Source organism: Pseudomonas sp. Pmew2 (assembly GCF_058129885.1).
This window is the reverse complement of record NZ_CM176702.1, coordinates 4505234-4523052: the sequence shown is the minus strand read 5'-3', so window position 1 is coordinate 4523052 and position 17819 is coordinate 4505234. Positions and strand designations below refer to the sequence as shown.

Below are 17819 nucleotides of genomic sequence, written 5' to 3'. Positions count from 1 at the left end.
GTTAGAGCTGCTGCTGTATTCGCATTCCGATCCAGCGCACCACTGGCACGGCCTTGCTGTTACCGATCGCTTTGTAGCGCGGACCGTCCGGGCATAAGCCCAAGACCCTGCCGCGCCAAGGAATGCGGGTGTAATCGTCAGGAAAGCCCTGCAGGCGCTCACATTCCCGCGGTGTAAGCCTGCGCACTGACGAGTTGACCAGCGCGTGCGCCTTGTCGCCGCCGCCACCTGATGCACGCAGAGCGTTACCGATGTCATCGCCAATCTCGGCGGTCGCACCACCATCCCTGCCGCGCAAAGCAACCGACACCACATTCATGCCGCGATCAGCGCATGGGCTTGAATCATGGCGCGCAGTGAGTGTGCCTGCGTGCTCGCCAAATTGAGTGATCGCGACTGCGACCTGGTCGCCGGCGTTTGCGTGACTGCCCTGATGGTTCATTGCTCGCAGCGTGGGGGCCAGTTGACCGGCGTCAGCACCGTGGTCCTTGCAACTGAACGCGAGGACGTTTTCTTGTCCGCTGTTCCGGCCGAGAGCAAAAGCCAATGAATCGCTGAAACTGGGGTCTTGAGTGCCATGAACGACCAGCAGGCCTGACTCCGCGTCCTGCTGCGTGGCACTGCCAGCAGCTTTCCCGTTGGCTTGAAGCGTCCCAGCGACTGCAAGGAAGTGGCCGCACGCTGCGCCATCTGGCCTGCCACCAGCACCGCCACTGAACGCATGACTGGTAAGAGCTCCAACAACTTGAAGGCCTCCCGCAAGATCGAAGTCTGTGCCCAGTCCGCCGCCGCCGGTAGATCTGGAACTGAGCGTGCCGGTAACGTCATGAGACGGCTGAACGAAAAACGTCTCGCTTTCCATGTCCATGCGTGTGTCCTTGGCTGTAAGCGTTGCCGCTCGCTCAACTGATCCGGACAAGCTGTGCCCGCCGAATGCTGGGATGCCGCCGAACATGCTCACCGCTGGCCCCTCATCGCCTTCGCAGTTCGGGCAGCCGTAATGGCCTAACTCTTCGCTGAACACATTTCCGCATCCGCACTGGAGCGCAGGGCCGAAAGGAGCTGTTCCGGTAACGTCTTGCCCCTCGCCTCGGCGCGGCGCAGTATCCCGGCGCACGCCTTCGCGCTCAAAAAGTACCGCGGTGGGATCGAAGTCTGCTCGAGCACTTGCGACAAGGAACACACGGCGGCGTCGTTGGGCCAGGCCGAAATATTGGGCGTCCAGGATCCGCCACGCGATTGTTCTTTTGGGTCCATACACACAACCAGCGTCCTGCCACCGCTTCCCTGGAGGCTGCAGTTCGCAGTCTTCCCCAGCAAGCGCGCCAAGAAAGCATCCGAAGGCGTTGCCTTTGTCGGAAAGGACACCGGGGACGTTCTCCCACACGATGATGCTTTCGGGTTGGTTTCGACTGGTTCGAACAAGGTCAACTGCATCTGCAAGCTCCACATATTTGATGGTTAGGGCGCCGCGCGGGTCGAGCATGCCCTGTCTCATGCCGGCGACACTGAATGCCTGGCACGGCGTCCCGCCTACAAGCACGTCCGGCGCTTTGATCTTGCCAGCCAAGACCAGGGCCCCGAGCTTTGTCATGTCGCCAAGGTTCGGGGTGCGAGGGTAGTGGTGAGCCAGTACGGCGCTGGGGAAGGGTTCAACCTCGGCGAACCACACCGGTTCCATGCCCAGCGGGTGCCAGGCTGCGGTCGCGGCCTCAATGCCGCTGCACACGCTTCCGTACTGAAGGGGCGGGTATTGCTGGTGAGCGGACATAGTTCATCCTCGCCGGGGTGGCGTGAGTCGTTTAAGTGGGGTAAGAAAGACTTTTCTGACCAAGTTGGCAGGGCGTCGATATGACTTTGAAAAAGGATATAGAAGCGCTTCAGGCAATCATGGAAGTGGCTGAGGACCTATTAATCCGACTGGATCTGCTGGAAGGTCATCAAAAGTCGGAGCTGCTCACTGGTATTCGGCAAATAATCGCAATGGCGCGCTACCGCGAAGCGCTGGGCAAAGCTGAAGGCGTTCTGCCCGATCAGTGAAGGTGGAGAAGAGTCCAGTTGGATGTGATAGCGCTGCGCAGATACCGGACCCTCAGCACCCTGTCAGTTCAAATGAACCCTCACAACCAGCGGTTGCCAACTCTGAACATCAACGTTTGGAGTACATGTCATGGAAGCCATAATCAGCCTGCTCTGGTTGCCGTTCTCGCTGCTCATCCTGTTCGCGAACATTGTCGTGATCATCGGCATCTGTAGGAGCCAACGGAGCCCGGGAGAGAAAGCGGCTTGGAGCATAGGGATCATGCTGTTTCCGGTCCTGGGTCTGATCGTCTGGGGTGTAGTAGGGCCGCGCGGCATAAAGCCGGGCACCGGGCCATCCTCGGATCAGCACAGCAAAGGGTAAAAGGAACTGCAGACATCACACCGTGACTTGCTCGCCGATTACCGTCGTTGAGGGCGTCACGGTGCACTCTCGTGCGGGGCTGAATTTCCCGCTGCAGGTATCGCAACTTATGTCTTTTTCAACGTGCTCCCCGGATCGATGTGGAACACAAGAAGCTTGCTGCGGTGCAGAGATCAAATTTTGGGAACTAGTAAAAATCGATCTGACCTAAACTTTACAGTCCCTTAATACCCGAAAAGGAGGTGGCGGTATGATTTCTAGTCTGGAATTACGGCATATCATTGAATCGGCTTTTCTGCCCATGAAGTGCGTCTGTAAGATTGAGCCGGACGGTTCAATGTTCATTCAGATCTTCGACCAAAGCACAGGTAAGGAGGAGTTGACGGTTACGGGAATTGACCCGTCAGGTCTTGGCTCGAGCCGCGCGATTGCATCTTTGGTCACGGAGCTAAAAGAAGATATGCGCCTTCGTAGCCTTGCACCCGAGCGCCGGAATAAAGCGCACAAGGCTTAGAAAACTGAAGTCCGCGTTTTGGCTCGCGCGGCTCGGTATGGGATGGCGTGCTTGCCCGGTACGCGGCGCAGTCTTCGACGTTCTGACCGCCCAGCTTTTGCTCATGAAGCGAATGCCGTAGGGCGGGTCAGTTACAACGCTGTCGATGGAGTTCGCAGGCAAGCCGCGAAGCACCTCCAGGCAGTCGCCGAGATGTAGTTCATATTCCATGGTTACTCCGGGCAGCCTCTGCCCGCCGAGGCGTTCAGCGCAATAGGTGGGGGTGGGTTAGGCGGCGTCAGGTTTTCGATCAGACGGGAGAAAAACGGGTATCACTGCTGCCAGCTCACGCACCGCGCGCATACCTGCTTCGTCATAGCCCCAGATGTTGGAGTCGCCGAAGCGCTCAGGCCCTAACCAGCCGAGCGGCATTTGCTTACCCTCGCAGATGTAATCGCGGAAGCGCTCGACCAGAGCTTTCAGGGTGCCGCCGTGGCTAAAGCCTCTCCAGCGTCCGCCCCACTGGGTAGGGTGGGTGAAGATGCGCTTGCCGGTGTAATCGTCAATCAGCCAAACCTTGCCGCGTTGATCGACCTCCAGGCTGGCGTATCGCTGGTTGGCTTCGTTGAAAAAGAACCTGCGCCCGTGGTCGCCGATGATCTCGATCACCTGATTGACCTGCTCGCAGCGTTGGCGCTTATTCCACAGGCTTTTCTCGGTGTACCTGGCGCCACGATACTCGGGCTTCGGCTCGTATTGAGTTGGCCTGATCACGGCGGCCAGCAGCTTCGACCAGACTCCAGCCCTGTTCGGAAGGCAGAGCCCGTGCTCTTTGGTGTCGTATTCGACGTTTTCACAGAGCTCGATAACCAGTTCTGCCGGTACGGCGATGTTCGAGCATCCGCTGTTGTAGTAGCCCAGTCGGTCCAGAACCTCAGTTTCGGTGTACACACCTGCAGGCTCCAGCTTCCAGCAATAGCCTTTGTCGTGACCCTTCCAAAGAGTGATCGCTTTAACGCGGCGCTTTGTGTGCTTGAGGCTGAGCACAATGTATTGACTCATGGTGTTTCTCCATGCATGCGCCACCCTCCGTGTCCGGTGGTGGCAAATTGGTTGGGGGTGAGCTATAGATGATCACCGGCATGGAGCCGGATAAAGGGGCGATAGATGACCGTTGTTAAGTTCGACCAAATCAAAAGCGTTAACTTAGATAATGTTCGTCAGATTCTCGTGATCGACGAAGCCAATAAATTTCATGGGCCGCTAGAGATATGGGCTGTTCGTACCTTGGGAGCGTTGGTTAGTTCTGACTCTTCGGGTACTACTGAGCGCCGAGAACAACTGCTGGTTGAAGTCGATGGAGAGGTGACGCCGGAGAAGCTCGCGGCAATAATGAAAATCTTAAAGGCGCGCGAGACTCCACCGGCTGATAATGGATTTATCTCAATTCATCAATGGGAGAAATGGGGTTTTCGAGCGGATATTTACCCCGGATAAGCTGGTATTTTGTTCGATACCCCTACGTGGTGCGGCTAAGCGATCAATTAGGACTGAACGTGCCTAATGCCAGCTTGGCTGCTTCGCCGACTTTAGCATCTAGAACCGATTTGAACTCTTGCGCGATCTCTTCGCGCTGCACGTCCTCGCCGACCCAGCGCAGTTTCAGCACCGGCTGTGCGCCGCTGGTGATAACCGAGATTCGTAGGATGATCTCGCGCATCTGAAGGCCTTCAAACGGCACGGCCGAGAAGATCAGCGAAGTGGGCAATGTTTCCTTGCTGGTTGCCTCGATGGCATCCATTGCGCTGCGGCTGGCGCGTGTCTCGCTGACGGTGTGATCGCTTTCCGAAGATGCCTTAACCGTGATGGTTCGCACGGCGGCGATGGCCTTGGCTAGAGGGATGTTCTGCAGTTCATCACCGACCGCCGACAGCGTGCTGTGCCAGTCTTCAATCCAGTCGCTCATATCCTTCTGCGACATGGCCCGGCCACTGATCGCCTGCACGGCCTGATAGGCAGCGGTAGGCTTGAGCTTCAGCACGGCGCGATCATCTGCATGGCCTGGCACTTCGTCGTTGCCCAGGTTGAACAGCACCGAACAGGTCATTTCGTCCTGATTGATGAAGCCTTTTGCTTCGGAGACTGCACGGTCGGATACGTATTTGGCGAAGTCCGCCAGGGAGTTGGTGGAGAACGTGCCGCGGAAGCGGCTGCGGCCTGCGCCGAATTGCTCAAGGTTCACGATCTTCGCGCCTTCGGGCAGCACGATGGTGGGCGTGACGGTGTCCAGGACTTTGCCGTCCGCGATCAGCGCGGTGTCGGTGATCAGTTGAATTGCTTCTTTCGTGAGGGACATTTGTCAGCTCTCTTTGAGGATGAAGGGTTGTTGCGATTGATCAGGTGCGAGGCTTGACCGGTGCTTGGTCGCGTTCGAACAGCGGGCCAGGGTGCGGAGCTTCAGCGAACAGCGTTACTTGGCCGCCGGTGCCGACGTTCATCGGTGTATCAAGTGCGGTGTTCTCGCTCCGGGTACCGCGCTTGGTCGGCACCTTGTAGTCGAGCTTGTGTTTGATTTTCACCATGTGGGAATCGCCGATCTGGCTCATATCCAGGGTGATGACCAGCTTCCCGGCCTTGCCATGCTCGACAACGCCCGAGGCGACTTCGGAAATTGCGTAACCGATCTGGCTGGCGAAAGCGCCGCCATTCAGCTCGTTCAGAAATTCGGTTGTATCGGTAGGGGTGGACATGGGGTTTTCTCCGGGGGCTTGATTCCACTGGGTGGGATGTTGAGTTGAAGAGGGCGGCGGCGATGGTTGGCGCGGGACTGCAAACGCCTCATTTCGGGCTTGGCCCTTGCAGCGGGTAGTCGATGTTGAATTCACGAATCAGCCGATTGATCATCGTATTACTCAGTCCGAGTTCGACGACGGCGGCCTTCTGCGATATGCCTCGGTCGCGGGCGGCTTTGATCCGCACTACGTTCAATGCGTCAGCTACCGGATCGGTCTGATAGGGGATTAGGTTCGACGCCGGGCTGAACGCCTTGTATTCGAAGCCATGCACGCGGGCCATCTTCCGAAGCCTGTAGATGCTCACGTCAGCTTTGCGCATGACATCGGTGATCGTCATCGTCTCGGCAAGCTTGCGGATGACCTCTACCTGCTCGGCTCGGGCGTTGCAGCGGTCTTGGATCACGTCTTGCGGCGCTGCGGCCCGCATTGCTTCTTTAGTCCGCCGACGCGGTAAAGGCTGGCGCGCGACCGGTGCACTCATCCGGCCGTATTCCTTTGGCTTGGGCTTCAACGGGAAGCCGCTTTTGGTTTCGATCACGCCGCCGCGCTTTAGGAAAGCAGCCACCTCAGCCTCGAGGATGGCGGACCGCTCTTTGTTGCGCTGAATCGTGCTCAGCTCCGGACTGATCATCAGCTGGCACCGTACAGCGCGAACAGCGCTATGCCGGTGGCGATGGCAGCAGTCCAGCGCAGCATGTGAGTGGCGAACGACCGCTGACGTACAGGCTGGGCTTCCAGTTGATCAGCGGCCTTGCAAGCCGCGCTGTGGCCGCGATGTACGCCGCGCACAGTGCCGGTCGAGCGCTCGACGATGCCGAACTCGTTATTGCCGTTCGGCACGACCGTGAAGCGCGGCAGAGCTGCCGGATTCTTGCGGCCGACCTTGTCGTAAAACTCGGCAGTGGAAAGGTTGCAGCGCTGGCGCAGGCCTTCGAGGATTGCACGACGTTGGCTGATTATCTGATGCATATGAGGCTCCTTGACCGCATTGGCCAGATGCCAGGCACGGGTGACTAAACCCTGCCGTGGTACTGGCCTGGCACCTGCCGATGCGGTCGTTTGATTTAGGGGAGGGGTACTGCAGGCTTGAAGCTGCATTGGAATGTCGGGCCGCACCATTTCTTGCAATCGACGTCCGGGCTTCGCCACAACCTGATTGCTCTGGAGACGCTTTTTTCATGTCCCGCCGACATTCCGATGCAGCCTCTTTCGAGGTGATCGGGCCGTACTCTCCGGCTGTCGCCGCTCCTTAACGCATAAGCGGTTCTTACGTTGATGCAGGGGGCCGCTTTCGCGGTGTGTATTCATCCGCATCGGGGTGTGATCTGTCGTCCGGTCTGGGCTGCCCGGCTTACTGGCTTTCGCCTCCCACATTCCGCCGCTCCGGTTCCCATTACGGGGCCGTCCATTGCAGGGCAAACAGATCACACTCCGATGCAGCCTGGCGCTATGACAGGGTTCGGGCAGTTTTCGTCAGGCTGACGCTGGCGCTGGTTGTTCTTGTGGTCACCGCCACGGGTAGCCCTGGTATGGCTCGCCAGATAGCCGATGTTCAGCTTGGCCGGCCAGCTTTTCCCAAAGCGCTTTGAGTCTTTTCCGTCCGGCCTTTGTTTCCTGGTCTGGAATGACCGTCTTCGCCAATGCAAATCCGCATTCGTCACTGCAGCAACTGAAGCTGTGGCCCCACGCCGAACTACTCATGCGTGCGCCACCCCATTCGTCTGGCGCATCTTTCGCACCGCAATGCGGACAATCGTGAGTCAGTAAATACCGTCTTGTTTGCACGTTCGTGCCCTCCGGTTGATTTCCCGTCTGGCCCTGTCGCCAAGGCCAGCCAGTGAAGTCGTTGCTCAGCAGATCGCCGCCACTGGCCGGAGCTTGTCCGATCCCTTACGGCTGATCTTCTGTTCGTAATCGGCTTTAATGCGGAGCCGGCTTTTCATCCGTGGAGCGGGCCAATTGCAGAAGCTTTTCTTGAGCTCTGGACCTCTCTACTCGCGCCCCGCCAAGGGCAGTAAGCGCCAGCTCAAGAGCGGTGCTTGCTTCCTCGTATGCTCGCTGTGCCTCGTCTTCTTGTTTCGCTGCTGCCGCCAGTTCGTTGAACGCGGCTAATTGGGCCTCTGTCATTGCGGTTCCTCCGGTTGTTTTGTCGCCAAGGCCAGCCCTTTAAATTGCTGCTCAGCAGATCGCCGCCACTGGCCTGAGCTTGTCCGAGCCCTTACGGCTGATCTTCTGTTCGTACCCGCCCCGACGGGACTCGGGGGCTCTGCGCTCGCGCCTCATCGATTCATCGCCCAGCACTGCGTGCAGAATGATCACCGACATGAACAACAGGCAGAGCGGGGAAATGATCTGTCGGCGCATGGCCTCGGCGATCATCGCTGTCTGGCGATTCACACCGAGCTTGAACATGGCGACCGACAGGCGCTTGACGACCGTGCCCGGCGCAATGCCGAACGTGCGGGCGATTTCCTTGGCTGTGCAGCCCTGGGCGGCTGACAACAAAAACTGCAACTCTCGCGGCGCAAGACCACGGCCGAGGTGGCCTCTCCATGCCCCACATACGATGGTGGTGTCCATTACGTTTTACTCGGTGGTTGTCATCCCAAAGCACCCGGCAAGCCAAGTGCTTTGGTGATGATGTGCGCCGCGACCCGCTACTGGCGTCGGTCGCGGCTTGCTGCGTTAGCGATGTTGGTCAGTTGCCCGCTGTTGATTGCAGGGCTGACCGGTCGTTTTCATAGGTTGGCGGTGAGCTTCCTCCCCAGGGCGTCAATCAGCATCTGTATCTGTTCGCCGTGGATCACAGGTCCCTACAACATGCACGCTGCAGCTCGTTTGCCCGGTTAGGTGGGCAGGGTGCATGAGGTCCGGCACCCCTCATAGCCGAGGCTCGGGGCGCTAATTCAGTTATTGCTTTGGTGATGCGGTACAGCGGGTGATTCCGTTCTCTGTAAAGAGCTTCGTCCAGTCGGTCCCGTTATCCGGGGCTGGGAGACCACTTCGCTGGTCCCGTGCTATCTGGCGGCTTCACCAGTCTTGTGGTCGATCCGAGAAGGCCTACTAGGGTCTGTCGCGTTTCGATAGATCTAGTTAACCATCGGTATATTTATTGGTCAATACCGATGGTTAACTTATTTTTTTGACCCGTGCGCTATGATTCTGTCTGTACTGGATATACATACAGTTTTTATTGGGGGAAAAATGGGTACCGCTAAAGCAGCAAAGCGAATCGAGATGTCCGGGGTAGAGCGTTTAGGGTTGCGAGTTTCGGAAATGATCAATCATCCAGTCGCGCAGATTCAGCGCTGGGTGACGATTCATCGCCTGGATACGGATGGAGACAGGGAGTGGGAGGAGGTGATGGGCGTTTTATGCGCTACGGACGAGCTGGATTTGACTTTCGAGGATGACGGCGCGGTGACAGTAAGGTGGGAGCCAATCCCGCTTGAGGATCTGTCGGCGGAGTCGAAAGAGGAGGCAGCCCCTTTTTGATAGACAATAAAAGCCCGCTTAACAAGCGGGCCTCTTCGTCCGGGTGCACTCGTCAAGCCTTGGTCGTGAGTTCTGCCAGAAGGCCGTCCTTTGTCATTTTTGACAAATCCGCTCTCTGGGTTTTAAGTTTTTCTAGCATGAAGTCATTTGTCAGGCTGAATTCATCAAAAATCCTAGGCCAATGCTTTATGTAAGCTTTTAACTTGTTGGTCTTTGTGACTATTCCAGGCTCACCATGGATCTTGTTAGATTCTAGACGCTGATCTATATTGAATGCTTCAGATGATATGGTTCTCCCAATGAGGATTAGCTCGAACTTGGTGAGGTCGCTCTGGAACGCGGGATATTTACTTATAATGGAAGCGTATGTATCTAACTGATGAAGGTGCTTGTCGTTTAGCGCGACACCTGGGCGTTTGATTTCAACAATTACACACCGGTAATATTGCTCCCCATTGGAATCATATTGAGGTTGCCTTCTTACAAGGAGGAGGTCAACTTGCTTTTGTGCTCCATCTACAGTGACTCCAGCAGCTAAATCTCCAACATCTATATCTTCTATGTCTTTAATTTGTTTTCTGAGATTTTCGGCTGCCTTCGTAAAACTGTCCTCTTCTGCGGCCAACGTTTCATAAGAAGCGCCAAACAACCAGGTGTTGTTCTCAATTACGCTCTGTAAGTGAGGGGTTTCTCTAACTTCTTTGTAGTGCACGTCCATGATTTCTTTTATTTGCTGAATCGCATGTTCGCGTTTTTGAAGTACTTCAATGGTGTTGACGATATGCTCAAGCTTTGTTTTGGTAAGTTGGCTAGCGAAGGTTTTCATAGTGTCTGCATCCAGGTCGAGAATGCTCTCGATGATGTCAAATATTCCACTATTTTCGTTTGAAACTGCAAGCCTGTCCAATAACCGAATGATTACGCGGCGTTGTTTTTTATTACTTCCGATAAATAAAGTAGGTTCTTTAAGTATGACGCTTTTTACTATTTCTTTAACATAGCTTAGGCGCCATGATCTCTCTGCTGCTCCGAGGTCAGAGTGCGCTGGGAAGTCGCCCTCAGATTCATACCTAGCTACCTGATCCTCAGCTTGACTTATCAGAAATGATGCGTAGTTTTCAGCTATGAATAATTTTATCTGTCTATCTAAGCTGCGGCCAATCTTGCTGTGCAGGAATGATTCGATGGGCTCAGATAAACTTTCCGGGTTAGGGTTGTACCGCTCAAAATAAGGTGAGTTGACATAGATGCTAATATAGTACTCAGGTTTTTTGTTGCCTGAGCTATGCATTCTGTGAAGTACCTTCCCATCGCTATTTACAAAATATGTGTATGATTTATCATTTCCTGGTTTTTCTTTCCAGCGAATCAAGCGGATCTCAAACTTGTGTAATTCAAGTACGGCTGTTTTCCTGAATTCAACATGCTCTTGCGGTGTTATTTTGAAATCATTTAACCAGAGAGATCTGTGCGGCTTCAATATGAAGTGTCCGCCAAATTCCTTGCTAAAATCACTGGCAAGAGATTCGTTCGGAGGGAGGTTGTGCTTGAAGTTTTTTAGCTCTACGCATGTTCCACTGGCGTAAGCAGTTAAAAGAGGATGCGAGGATCCAGATTCTATGCTGCTTCCCGAAACTTTGCTCAGGTTTGAGCTGGTGACGGTTATTAACGCATCCTCCCCCAGGTGCCTAGTGTACCAGTCCGCATGGTTGCAGATTTGGCTGAAAGCAAGGCGACCCCTCCCATGAGAACCATGAGTATCATAAGATGCTACTTTTAACGAGTCGTTAAATCTTTTGAAGTTGTTCGACGATTCCCTAAATTCTATACCAGAGCCATTATCGAGTACCGTCAAATGTGATGTGCCATCAACAGCTGTTTCTGAAATTGATACGCGAATATCAGAGGCTCCCGCATCAAACCCATTCCAAATTAATTCGGCTATGGCTTGCCATGGCTTAACATTTCTAAAATGCTTAGCTATGCCTTCGTGGGTGATGGTGTTAGAGCCTGAGAAATCGTATAAGGAGAATTCCCTTTCCACAAAAAATCACCTTGAGATACTAATTATAACTATAAAAGTTGGGCATTCCAGACTAGCAATACCCGCGCCTGAATATAGGTCTCGTCCACCCGGATAGTCTCCGGCGGATGCCTGGTGTTATCAGAAATCATCTTGATCTGGCCATCGCCCATCCATTGCAAGCGTTTGATGTACAGGTGCCCATCCCACGAAAACATGTAGATTCCGTCCCCCGCAAATTCGCGGATACTGATGTCCACCAATAACGGATCACGGTGCTTGATCGTTGGAGCCATCGACTGCCCCCAGCCCGTCACCATCTTCAGGTGAAAGTGCTCCGCGAACTCGACCCCCATCTCGCGCAGATGCCGAGGACTGACACGGACGTCTTGGAGCATTTCAGGGTAATCATGGGGTATCTGCCCACCACCCATAGCTGCACGAACATCGTAGTGAGCAATCGACACCTCATCACCGACCGCGCCAGGCCGGGAGGCGACCTCTGCAATTGGGACGTTGGCGGCTACTTCCTCTACCGCATCGGCAATCTTCTGGCGTGCGTCAGCGGGCAGATTTTTGCCGTGCTTGGCAATCATCTGCTGGACGATATCGACCGATGACTGGGAGACAGCCGGCTTCGCAGCGCTGGTCAGCGCGGCGATTTCTTTTGCCAAGCGCGGACTGAAACGCTCTACGGGCTCTTGGAGCATCCGCGAAAGCACAGCTGCGAATCTCGTATTCAGGGGATTGATGCCCTTGAAGTAAAGGTTCACGGCAGCCGGAGTCATGCCAGCCTCATCAGCGATTTTTTTCTGACTCAGCTTCAGCTCGTTTTTTTTCGAGAGGAACAAGTCGTGTGCTTCTGCGCACTCGGCGAGCAGCTCGGGCGGGAGGATGCGTTTCTTCGTCATCGCGCGAATGTATACCAACGGTTAAAAATAAGAAGAAACCATCGGTATTGATTAAAAATTAACAGATGGTTAACATCGGCCTCATCTATAACAGAGGCGCGACCCATGATTGAGACTTCCCTCGACAAGTTCGTGGCTGACAAAGGGCAGTCCGAAGCCGCCAGGCTTCTTCGGGTTACTGCACCTGCCATTCACAAAGCTTTGACTGCGAAGCGCGACATCCGCGTTCTTGAGCTGCCTGACGGCAGCTTCCGAGCACAGGAACAGCGCCCATTTCCCTCTCATATGTCAGCTGCACATTCCAGCAGCATGAGTTGAATTATCCGCTCAGGCGGGTAGGGCAGGTAGTACAGCAGATGGGCTGTTGATTCATCCAGTACCAAATTTCAGGCAAAAAAAAGCCGGTGGCTAGACCGGCTTCTTCACAACTTGCGAGACAGATTATGCACATCAGACCTGAGCAAGGCAACACAGGCAGATCGATTGGAGTAGCCCTGTGAGCGTTCAAGCAATGTCGTGGGCGCTACAGATCCCGCGCGTGACCCTTTCCGATTCCAGCGCCCGGCACGTCCTGCTGTGCCTGGCCAACTATGCCGGTACTGACGGACGCGGAGCGTTCCCTTCGGCCACCACCCTGAGCGAAGACACTGGCCTTTCCGAGCGCACAGTTCGTTCCAAGCTGGAGCTGTTGAGGGCATCTGAACTGATCGTCCCAGGCAATCAGGCGCTTGCCGCCGTGTACATCGAACGTCATGACCGACGCCCAGTCGTCTATGACTTGCCGATAAAGCGGGGTGCAAATACTGCACCCCGAACTGAACGGGGTGCAGATGACGGCACGGGGTGCAAATCACAGCAGAACGGGGTGCAGAATTCGACCGAACGGGGTGCGAAATCTGCACCCAATACGTCACTTAACCATCAATTAACCGAACAGCAGCAGCCGCGCGAAATTTCGGACGTGATCGACGAACAGGACAAGCAGGCCCTTGAGCCGACCGATGATCGCCAGCGCTTCGCCATGTTCGCCGACTGGACACCGGATAGCCGCTACCTGATCGCCCAGGCTCAGATCGCTGGCGTGAAGACGACCGATATCTCTGACGCGCTGATTCGCAGCTTCATCGGCTGGTTTGTGGCCAAGCAGAACAACGTAGACACATCCGCCGGTTGGTGTAACCGCTTGGTGGGCTGGTACGTGAAAGAGCGGGCCAAGGGCAATTTGCCAGAGTCAGAGGAAGGTGCCGAGGCAACCGGCAGCTGGGCGTCCAAGGGGGTGATCCTGTGAGTGGACCTATTCGAGCTGGTTATCTGGTCCAAAACCGGACAACCGATCCAGCCTATCGCCCAGCACCAGCCGTGACCGTCGAGGTTGACCCTGCAACCGAGCAGGTGATCGACGAGCTATTCCTTCGGCTGCAAGGGGCCTGCGGCGCGTGGCGTCAGTCCTGGCCGAACCAGAGAATCATGGACGCTTCAAAGCTCGAGTGGCTGGCCGAGTTCATGCGGTCCGGGATTACTTCGATGGACCAACTGCGCCACGGTATGCGCGTGGTCAGCGCGAGCAAGTTGGCTTTCGTGCCTGCGCCGGGGTTGTTCGTGAGCTGGTGTTTTGCCCCCGAAGGGCTCGGTTTGCCAAGCGTTGAGGTTGCTTACTCGCAGGCCTTGCGCAACTCCCACCCAGGCATGGAAGGGCGCGGTAAGTGGTTTCACCCGGCGATCTACCACGCCACTGCGGCCTCCGGCTTTCTCAGCCTGCAAACGCTTCCCCGCGACCTGGGTATGACCCGCTTTGAGCAGAAATACCTCGAGCAGTGCCGCAAGATCTGGCGCGGCGAAGAGTTGCCGCCCGTGCCGGTAGCGCAGCTCGCAGCACCGGGCAAATCAATCACTCCCGAAGTGGGCAACAAGGCGTTGGCCGCACTCCGTGCCAAGCGCAGCGGAGACACGCAATGAGCAAACTCACCAAGGCTGCATGCGACCGCGAATGCCAGATCCGGTATCCAGGATGCTCGAGCGAATCCTCGACCACGGTGCTGGCGCATTACCGGTTGGCCGGTACTTGCGGCATGGGCATCAAGCCAAACGACCTGCAGGCCGCTTGGGCGTGTGCTTACTGCCACGATATCGCCGATGGCCGCCTGCGCGCTCCGGCGGTGCTGAGCCGTAACGAAGTCCGCCTGTTCCACGCCGAGGGAGTCATGCGCACCCAGGACGCGCTGATTCGTGAAGGGATGGTAAAACCATGAAGCCCGCCGAAATGACATTGTTCAAACCGAAGCGTACCCGCGCCAAGTCGGTCGACCGTGAGGGCCTGGAGCAGGCCGCATTGCTGCGCGAGATCAAGCTGCGTATGCCCTTGGTGGCGGCTCTGATCTACCACGTTCCCAACGGTGGCCACCGGCACAAGCTGGTGGCGATCAAGCTGAAAGAGCAGGGTGCGCGCGCCGGTGTGCCCGATCTTGTGCTTCCGATGGCCCGCGGTGGGTACTTCGGCCTGTACATCGAATTCAAGGCCACGCCGCCGAACGATGCCGCTGTCTCGGGCAGCCAGTACGAGTGGATACGTCAGCTCAACCTGCAAGGCTATCTGGCGATCATCTGCCGTGGTCACTTCGACGCGATGGAGCAAATCCGCGCATACCTCCGACTTCCTCAGACTGTGGTGGCCGCATGAGCCAGACCCTGCTTACTTCGTTCTCGGATGCGGAAATCCGCCGGCAGGCAGCGAATTCAGACGTGCGCGACCTGCGCGATGCTCGTTACCCAGGAGTGTACTTTCGCTTTCACCAGAATCGCGAGCGCGGCACATGGCACCTGGTCGTGGGCAAGAAGTGGGAGAAGATCGCCGGTTTCCCAGAGCTGCCGGTGAAAGGGCTGATCAACGCTCTGCCGAAGATCCGGGAGCGGCTTGCGACTGACCCGAAGGCTTCAGCCGCAGCCGGCACACTGCAGACCGTTGGCCAGCTGCTGGAGTGGTTCATGGTTCGTCAGTCCACCGAGCGCAGTCTTTCGGCAAAGCGCCGTGCCACGAACACCTCGATCATCACCTGCCACCTCAAGCCGCGCCTATCCGAACTACTCATTGCCGACGTGGACCGGTCCACATTGGACAAGCTAGTCATGTGGCCCATGCAGGCCGAGATGTCACTGTCCTACGTCAGGCTGATGTGGGGCGTGCTGGTGGTTGCGTTCCGCCAGGCCGAAAAGCTGCGTCTGATCGCCCAGAACCCGGTCGCCGGTTTCAAGTTCACCGACTTCACCAAGGCTCGCATCCTGCCGAAACCATCGCGGCTGCGTGCTGTTCAGCTGGAAGAGGTGCTTGGTGACCTTGCTGCAGGGTTCGACCAGCACCCGCAGGACTGCATGCTGACGCTGATGATGCTGTGCCACGGCACGCGTGCTGGCGAGACAAGGCAGGCCCGCTGGTCGCATCTGACGCTGGGTGAGCAGGGCGAGTGGTTCATTCCTGCCGAGAACACCAAAACGCGCTGTGAGCATCGACTACCGCTGACCCATCAAGCCTGCGCGCTGCTGGAGAGGTATCGGGATTGGCAGTCGTCGAAGGGCTACAAGGGTGCCTACATGTTCCCGGCTCGCAACCGTGGGCCGATCAGCGACAGCCAGGCATGTGCCGTATTCGCGCGCCTGGGCAAGGGTGAGTGGACGAGCCACGACCTGCGCAAAGTGGCCCGGACCGGCTGGACTGATCTGGGCGTCGATTTCCTGATCGGCGAGATGCTGGTGAACCACACGCTGACCCGCAACGTGCAGACCTATATCCACACCTCGGCTGAACTGCTCAAGCGTGACGCTCTGAACAAGTGGCACGAATGGTTAGACGGGAAAGGCTTTAGCCGCATTCACCGTTCGACCCCGACTAGAAACGAAAATTCGCAGAATGCCGTCGAGGCCAATACCGGCGCGGCTTCCAGCGCGATCACGAATCCATAAAAGGCGAGGTTTAAAAATGGCATTTGTCATGGTGATGTTCGTCGCTCCTGGCGGATTCACGCTTGTTGAGCAGCGAGAGATCGAGCCGACTCTGGGCGACATCGTGATGATTGGTGCGGACCAGTTCGCGGTGCAGGCGGTGATTTCTCTTGATTACTGGTCTGCGTACGGCGATGTAAATCAGTTCAGATCGGCGACGGTCCTGCTGGACTGGAAGCCTGCGGAGGCAGCATGAAGAAGAGTCACGGCCCAGCGTTCCGTGCCGCCCGACTGGAACTGGCCCAGTGCCTGGCCTGCCGAGGTCGCGCAGTAATCAAGGGTGTTTTCCACGATCTGGCCTGCGTGCAGTGCAACGCCTCGGGCTGGGTCGCCGCCGAGACGGGTGAAGCGTTGCCGCTGGACGTGCTGGTGACGCAGTTGAGCATGCGCCTGCAGGCCGCTGACCGGCATATCGAACAATTGAAGCGCCCGGCCCAGATGACTGGACCTGCCGCCATTTACCAACAGAACAACCGCCGCGGTGCCGGTGGGTCGAATTACACAGGGGATTGACCATGATGACTCGCAACACGCTGCACCGCCCGCTGGGTGAAACTGAAAACATGCTCGAGCAGTGGGGGTATTGGCGGATGGATGGTATGGGCGTGCCCAGCTACGCCTCGCCCACGCTCGCCCTGATGCGGGATGCCATGCCGATGCCCGGTAAGTCGTATGTGATCACCGACGAGCTGGCCGGCCTTGTGGACGCCGCTGTTGCTGGTCTGTGCGCTCGTCATCAGCAGATGGGCGATATGGTCTGGTTCTATTACGGTGCGAAGTGGCCAGCGATCCGGGTCGGTCGTCACTTCGCGATGAGCGAGGGTAAGGCGCGCGAACTGATCAAGGCTGGTGCTGCCTGGGTGGATTGCTATCTGGAGGGAGTTCGGGCGGCAGCGTAAAAAAGAGTTGTCCATATGGAATAGCTCTGTTTTCATGGCACGGTGTTCAGCTGTTCCAGCGCGGCACCCCTGACGATTAAGCCCAGCCAAGTGCTGGGTTTTTTGCTTTATGCCGATGAACAAAGCCCGGCCTCATGGCGCAGGGGAAACAGTCAGAGCGAGGACTGGAGGGAAACGTCGCTACCGCAGCCTGAAAGGACTGCCATCTGCACTCATTTGAAGGCTCGCCATATCGGCGGGCCTTTTTCCTTTCTGGAGTAAGGCAATGACCGATAAAGCGAAGAATGAAGCCCAGCCAGTGATTGACGCCATCGTGCTGGGTGATGCGCAGCTTCTGGATCACGCGCTGCAACGGCTGTCCACGACCTTGCCTGACGTGTTTATCCGCGTGACTGGGCAGCTTATCGATCCCAGTCAACCCGAATACGTGTCGTGTCTCGCCATTGGCATCGGTTATATCAGTGATTTTTATCACGCTGAAGGCAAGGTTTTTGGTGCGGTTTATACCTCAAGTGCCTTCCTCGCTCGCAAGGCTGGCCCTTCCGGGGTAGGCATCGCGTACGAAGAGGTCAAGCGCATTGCCCTCAAGGCTCGTGCCGAGTTTGACGAGATAGTCCTGAAGAAGGCTGTGCAAGTTAAGGATGCTCTGAACGAACTTGACAAGATGTTGGTCGGGCATTCTTTCGCCGACAGGAAGCTGACCAGTCTGGCGCATGTCGATCTGTTCAAGGGTCACGCGCTGCTATTGGCTGCACTGAATCCTACCGTTCGTTAATCAAATCCATCACTCCCGAACGGGAGGACAT

At 56.5% G+C, this 17819-nt stretch carries 26 protein-coding genes; 15 read left to right on the top strand and 11 right to left on the bottom strand.

Annotated features, from left to right (window positions below):
* Window position 1: 1 nt before the first annotated feature.
* Entirely contained in the window at window positions 2–1771 is a 1770-nt protein-coding gene (locus AC4ANK_RS20870; RefSeq protein WP_002553067.1) for a DNA cytosine methyltransferase, read from the bottom strand.
* Window positions 1772–1851: 80 nt separating this feature from the next.
* On the opposite strand from AC4ANK_RS20870, the gene AC4ANK_RS20865 reads away from it, so the two are divergent.
* From AC4ANK_RS20865 to AC4ANK_RS20855, 3 genes are all read left to right on the top strand, one after another.
* Window positions 1852–2040, top strand: coding sequence for a hypothetical protein (locus tag AC4ANK_RS20865; RefSeq protein WP_122325996.1), 189 nt, complete (start codon window positions 1852–1854; stop codon window positions 2038–2040).
* Between the two features lie 130 nt (window positions 2041–2170).
* Window positions 2171–2404 carry a PLD nuclease N-terminal domain-containing protein gene (locus AC4ANK_RS20860; RefSeq protein WP_460384595.1) on the top strand — a complete coding sequence of 78 codons (234 nt, stop codon included), beginning with the start codon at window positions 2171–2173 and terminating at the stop codon, window positions 2402–2404.
* Between the two features lie 250 nt (window positions 2405–2654).
* Entirely contained in the window at window positions 2655–2918 is a 264-nt protein-coding gene (locus tag AC4ANK_RS20855; RefSeq protein ID WP_122232917.1) for a DUF1652 domain-containing protein, read from the top strand.
* On the opposite strand, the gene AC4ANK_RS20850 is transcribed toward AC4ANK_RS20855, so the two are convergent.
* Together AC4ANK_RS20850 and AC4ANK_RS20845 are read right to left on the bottom strand one after the other, a co-directional pair.
* Window positions 2853–3128 (bottom strand): hypothetical protein, encoded by a 276-nt coding sequence (locus tag AC4ANK_RS20850; protein WP_460385236.1) that lies wholly within the window; start codon window positions 3126–3128, stop codon window positions 2853–2855. The two genes, AC4ANK_RS20855 and AC4ANK_RS20850, sit on opposite strands and share 66 nt — an antisense overlap.
* 57 nt (window positions 3129–3185) lie before the next feature.
* Window positions 3186–3959, bottom strand: coding sequence for a hypothetical protein (locus AC4ANK_RS20845; RefSeq protein WP_460384597.1), 774 nt, complete (start codon window positions 3957–3959; stop codon window positions 3186–3188).
* A gap of 105 nt (window positions 3960–4064) precedes the next feature.
* On the opposite strand from AC4ANK_RS20845, the gene AC4ANK_RS20840 reads away from it, so the two are divergent.
* Window positions 4065–4394: a hypothetical protein gene (locus AC4ANK_RS20840; RefSeq protein WP_044295079.1), complete on the top strand. Its 330-nt coding sequence runs from the start codon at window positions 4065–4067 to the stop codon at window positions 4392–4394.
* Window positions 4395–4437: 43 nt separating this feature from the next.
* Here the strand turns inward: AC4ANK_RS20840 and AC4ANK_RS20835 are convergent, their stop codons facing one another.
* From AC4ANK_RS20835 to AC4ANK_RS20810, 6 genes are all read right to left on the bottom strand, one after another.
* On the bottom strand, window positions 4438–5253 hold the full coding sequence (locus AC4ANK_RS20835; RefSeq protein ID WP_460384599.1) for a YfdQ family protein: 816 nt from the start codon (window positions 5251–5253) through the stop codon (window positions 4438–4440).
* A 40-nt stretch (window positions 5254–5293) separates the two neighbouring features.
* Complete coding sequence (locus AC4ANK_RS20830) at window positions 5294–5647, bottom strand: YfdP family phage-associated protein (protein WP_460384601.1); 354 nt, start codon at window positions 5645–5647, stop codon at window positions 5294–5296.
* An 88-nt stretch (window positions 5648–5735) separates the two neighbouring features.
* Window positions 5736–6323, bottom strand: coding sequence for a hypothetical protein (locus AC4ANK_RS20825; RefSeq protein WP_460384603.1), 588 nt, complete (start codon window positions 6321–6323; stop codon window positions 5736–5738).
* Window positions 6323–6661, bottom strand: a complete 339-nt coding sequence (locus tag AC4ANK_RS20820; protein ID WP_460384605.1) for a hypothetical protein — start codon at window positions 6659–6661, stop codon at window positions 6323–6325. The genes AC4ANK_RS20825 and AC4ANK_RS20820 overlap by 1 nt, the downstream gene beginning before the upstream one ends.
* Before the next feature lie 951 nt (window positions 6662–7612).
* Complete coding sequence (locus AC4ANK_RS20815; RefSeq protein WP_460384607.1) at window positions 7613–7819, bottom strand: hypothetical protein; 207 nt, start codon at window positions 7817–7819, stop codon at window positions 7613–7615.
* Window positions 7820–7870: 51 nt separating this feature from the next.
* Window positions 7871–8272, bottom strand: coding sequence for a LuxR C-terminal-related transcriptional regulator (locus AC4ANK_RS20810; protein ID WP_460384609.1), 402 nt, complete (start codon window positions 8270–8272; stop codon window positions 7871–7873).
* A gap of 624 nt (window positions 8273–8896) precedes the next feature.
* Between AC4ANK_RS20810 and AC4ANK_RS20805 the strand changes: the two genes are divergently transcribed.
* Window positions 8897–9187: a DUF1654 domain-containing protein gene (locus AC4ANK_RS20805; RefSeq protein WP_460385156.1), complete on the top strand. Its 291-nt coding sequence runs from the start codon at window positions 8897–8899 to the stop codon at window positions 9185–9187.
* Between the two features lie 52 nt (window positions 9188–9239).
* Here AC4ANK_RS20805 and AC4ANK_RS20800 read toward each other — a convergent pair whose 3' ends face one another.
* Window positions 9240–11231 carry an ATP-binding protein gene (locus AC4ANK_RS20800; protein ID WP_460384611.1) on the bottom strand — a complete coding sequence of 664 codons (1992 nt, stop codon included), beginning with the start codon at window positions 11229–11231 and terminating at the stop codon, window positions 9240–9242.
* Window positions 11232–11260: 29 nt separating this feature from the next.
* Window positions 11261–12121: a S24 family peptidase gene (locus AC4ANK_RS20795; RefSeq protein WP_460384613.1), complete on the bottom strand. Its 861-nt coding sequence runs from the start codon at window positions 12119–12121 to the stop codon at window positions 11261–11263.
* Between the two features lie 105 nt (window positions 12122–12226).
* On the opposite strand from AC4ANK_RS20795, the gene AC4ANK_RS20790 reads away from it, so the two are divergent.
* The 10 genes from AC4ANK_RS20790 (at window position 12227) to AC4ANK_RS20745 (ending at window position 17788) form a co-directional block, all read left to right on the top strand.
* Entirely contained in the window at window positions 12227–12439 is a 213-nt protein-coding gene (locus AC4ANK_RS20790) for a Cro/CI family transcriptional regulator (RefSeq protein WP_460384615.1), read from the top strand.
* A gap of 193 nt (window positions 12440–12632) precedes the next feature.
* Window positions 12633–13409, top strand: a complete 777-nt coding sequence (locus tag AC4ANK_RS20785; RefSeq protein WP_460385158.1) for a helix-turn-helix domain-containing protein — start codon at window positions 12633–12635, stop codon at window positions 13407–13409.
* Window positions 13406–14077 carry a replication protein P gene (locus tag AC4ANK_RS20780; RefSeq protein ID WP_460384617.1) on the top strand — a complete coding sequence of 224 codons (672 nt, stop codon included), beginning with the start codon at window positions 13406–13408 and terminating at the stop codon, window positions 14075–14077. Before AC4ANK_RS20785 ends, AC4ANK_RS20780 begins: the two co-directional genes overlap by 4 nt.
* On the top strand, window positions 14074–14370 hold the full coding sequence (locus AC4ANK_RS20775) for a DUF1364 domain-containing protein (protein WP_460384619.1): 297 nt from the start codon (window positions 14074–14076) through the stop codon (window positions 14368–14370). Before AC4ANK_RS20780 ends, AC4ANK_RS20775 begins: the two co-directional genes overlap by 4 nt.
* Window positions 14367–14798, top strand: coding sequence for a VRR-NUC domain-containing protein (locus AC4ANK_RS20770; protein WP_460384621.1), 432 nt, complete (start codon window positions 14367–14369; stop codon window positions 14796–14798). The genes AC4ANK_RS20775 and AC4ANK_RS20770 overlap by 4 nt, the downstream gene beginning before the upstream one ends.
* Entirely contained in the window at window positions 14795–16075 is a 1281-nt protein-coding gene (locus tag AC4ANK_RS20765; RefSeq protein ID WP_460384623.1) for a tyrosine-type recombinase/integrase, read from the top strand. Before AC4ANK_RS20770 ends, AC4ANK_RS20765 begins: the two co-directional genes overlap by 4 nt.
* Before the next feature lie 16 nt (window positions 16076–16091).
* Window positions 16092–16310, top strand: coding sequence for a hypothetical protein (locus tag AC4ANK_RS20760; protein ID WP_024642337.1), 219 nt, complete (start codon window positions 16092–16094; stop codon window positions 16308–16310).
* A complete protein-coding gene (locus tag AC4ANK_RS20755) occupies window positions 16307–16627 on the top strand; it encodes a hypothetical protein (protein WP_460384625.1) in 321 nt (106 codons plus the stop codon). Before AC4ANK_RS20760 ends, AC4ANK_RS20755 begins: the two co-directional genes overlap by 4 nt.
* A gap of 2 nt (window positions 16628–16629) precedes the next feature.
* Window positions 16630–17013 carry an antitermination protein Q gene (locus tag AC4ANK_RS20750; protein ID WP_017700707.1) on the top strand — a complete coding sequence of 128 codons (384 nt, stop codon included), beginning with the start codon at window positions 16630–16632 and terminating at the stop codon, window positions 17011–17013.
* 265 nt (window positions 17014–17278) lie between these two features.
* Window positions 17279–17788 carry a hypothetical protein gene (locus AC4ANK_RS20745; protein ID WP_460384627.1) on the top strand — a complete coding sequence of 170 codons (510 nt, stop codon included), beginning with the start codon at window positions 17279–17281 and terminating at the stop codon, window positions 17786–17788.
* The last annotated feature ends 31 nt before the right edge of the window (window positions 17789–17819 follow it).

Bases quoted from the DNA above. Each gene is read 5' to 3' on its own strand.
- AC4ANK_RS20870 (WP_002553067.1), bottom strand. From the start codon at position 1,771: ATGTCCGCTCACCAGCAATACCCGCCCCTTCAGTACGGAAGCGTGTGC.
- AC4ANK_RS20865 (WP_122325996.1), top strand. From the start codon at position 1,852: ATGACTTTGAAAAAGGATATAGAAGCGCTTCAGGCAATCATGGAAGTG.
- AC4ANK_RS20860 (WP_460384595.1), top strand. From the start codon at position 2,171: ATGGAAGCCATAATCAGCCTGCTCTGGTTGCCGTTCTCGCTGCTCATC.
- AC4ANK_RS20855 (WP_122232917.1), top strand. From the start codon at position 2,655: ATGATTTCTAGTCTGGAATTACGGCATATCATTGAATCGGCTTTTCTG.
- AC4ANK_RS20850 (WP_460385236.1), bottom strand. From the start codon at position 3,128: ATGGAATATGAACTACATCTCGGCGACTGCCTGGAGGTGCTTCGCGGC.
- AC4ANK_RS20845 (WP_460384597.1), bottom strand. From the start codon at position 3,959: ATGAGTCAATACATTGTGCTCAGCCTCAAGCACACAAAGCGCCGCGTT.
- AC4ANK_RS20840 (WP_044295079.1), top strand. From the start codon at position 4,065: ATGACCGTTGTTAAGTTCGACCAAATCAAAAGCGTTAACTTAGATAAT.
- AC4ANK_RS20835 (WP_460384599.1), bottom strand. From the start codon at position 5,253: ATGTCCCTCACGAAAGAAGCAATTCAACTGATCACCGACACCGCGCTG.
- AC4ANK_RS20830 (WP_460384601.1), bottom strand. From the start codon at position 5,647: ATGTCCACCCCTACCGATACAACCGAATTTCTGAACGAGCTGAATGGC.
- AC4ANK_RS20825 (WP_460384603.1), bottom strand. From the start codon at position 6,323: ATGATCAGTCCGGAGCTGAGCACGATTCAGCGCAACAAAGAGCGGTCC.
- AC4ANK_RS20820 (WP_460384605.1), bottom strand. From the start codon at position 6,661: ATGCATCAGATAATCAGCCAACGTCGTGCAATCCTCGAAGGCCTGCGC.
- AC4ANK_RS20815 (WP_460384607.1), bottom strand. From the start codon at position 7,819: ATGACAGAGGCCCAATTAGCCGCGTTCAACGAACTGGCGGCAGCAGCG.
- AC4ANK_RS20810 (WP_460384609.1), bottom strand. From the start codon at position 8,272: ATGGACACCACCATCGTATGTGGGGCATGGAGAGGCCACCTCGGCCGT.
- AC4ANK_RS20805 (WP_460385156.1), top strand. From the start codon at position 8,897: ATGGGTACCGCTAAAGCAGCAAAGCGAATCGAGATGTCCGGGGTAGAG.
- AC4ANK_RS20795 (WP_460384613.1), bottom strand. From the start codon at position 12,121: ATGACGAAGAAACGCATCCTCCCGCCCGAGCTGCTCGCCGAGTGCGCA.
- AC4ANK_RS20790 (WP_460384615.1), top strand. From the start codon at position 12,227: ATGATTGAGACTTCCCTCGACAAGTTCGTGGCTGACAAAGGGCAGTCC.
- AC4ANK_RS20785 (WP_460385158.1), top strand. From the start codon at position 12,633: ATGTCGTGGGCGCTACAGATCCCGCGCGTGACCCTTTCCGATTCCAGC.
- AC4ANK_RS20775 (WP_460384619.1), top strand. From the start codon at position 14,074: ATGAGCAAACTCACCAAGGCTGCATGCGACCGCGAATGCCAGATCCGG.
- AC4ANK_RS20770 (WP_460384621.1), top strand. From the start codon at position 14,367: ATGAAGCCCGCCGAAATGACATTGTTCAAACCGAAGCGTACCCGCGCC.
- AC4ANK_RS20765 (WP_460384623.1), top strand. From the start codon at position 14,795: ATGAGCCAGACCCTGCTTACTTCGTTCTCGGATGCGGAAATCCGCCGG.
- AC4ANK_RS20760 (WP_024642337.1), top strand. From the start codon at position 16,092: ATGGCATTTGTCATGGTGATGTTCGTCGCTCCTGGCGGATTCACGCTT.
- AC4ANK_RS20755 (WP_460384625.1), top strand. From the start codon at position 16,307: ATGAAGAAGAGTCACGGCCCAGCGTTCCGTGCCGCCCGACTGGAACTG.
- AC4ANK_RS20750 (WP_017700707.1), top strand. From the start codon at position 16,630: ATGATGACTCGCAACACGCTGCACCGCCCGCTGGGTGAAACTGAAAAC.
- AC4ANK_RS20745 (WP_460384627.1), top strand. From the start codon at position 17,279: ATGACCGATAAAGCGAAGAATGAAGCCCAGCCAGTGATTGACGCCATC.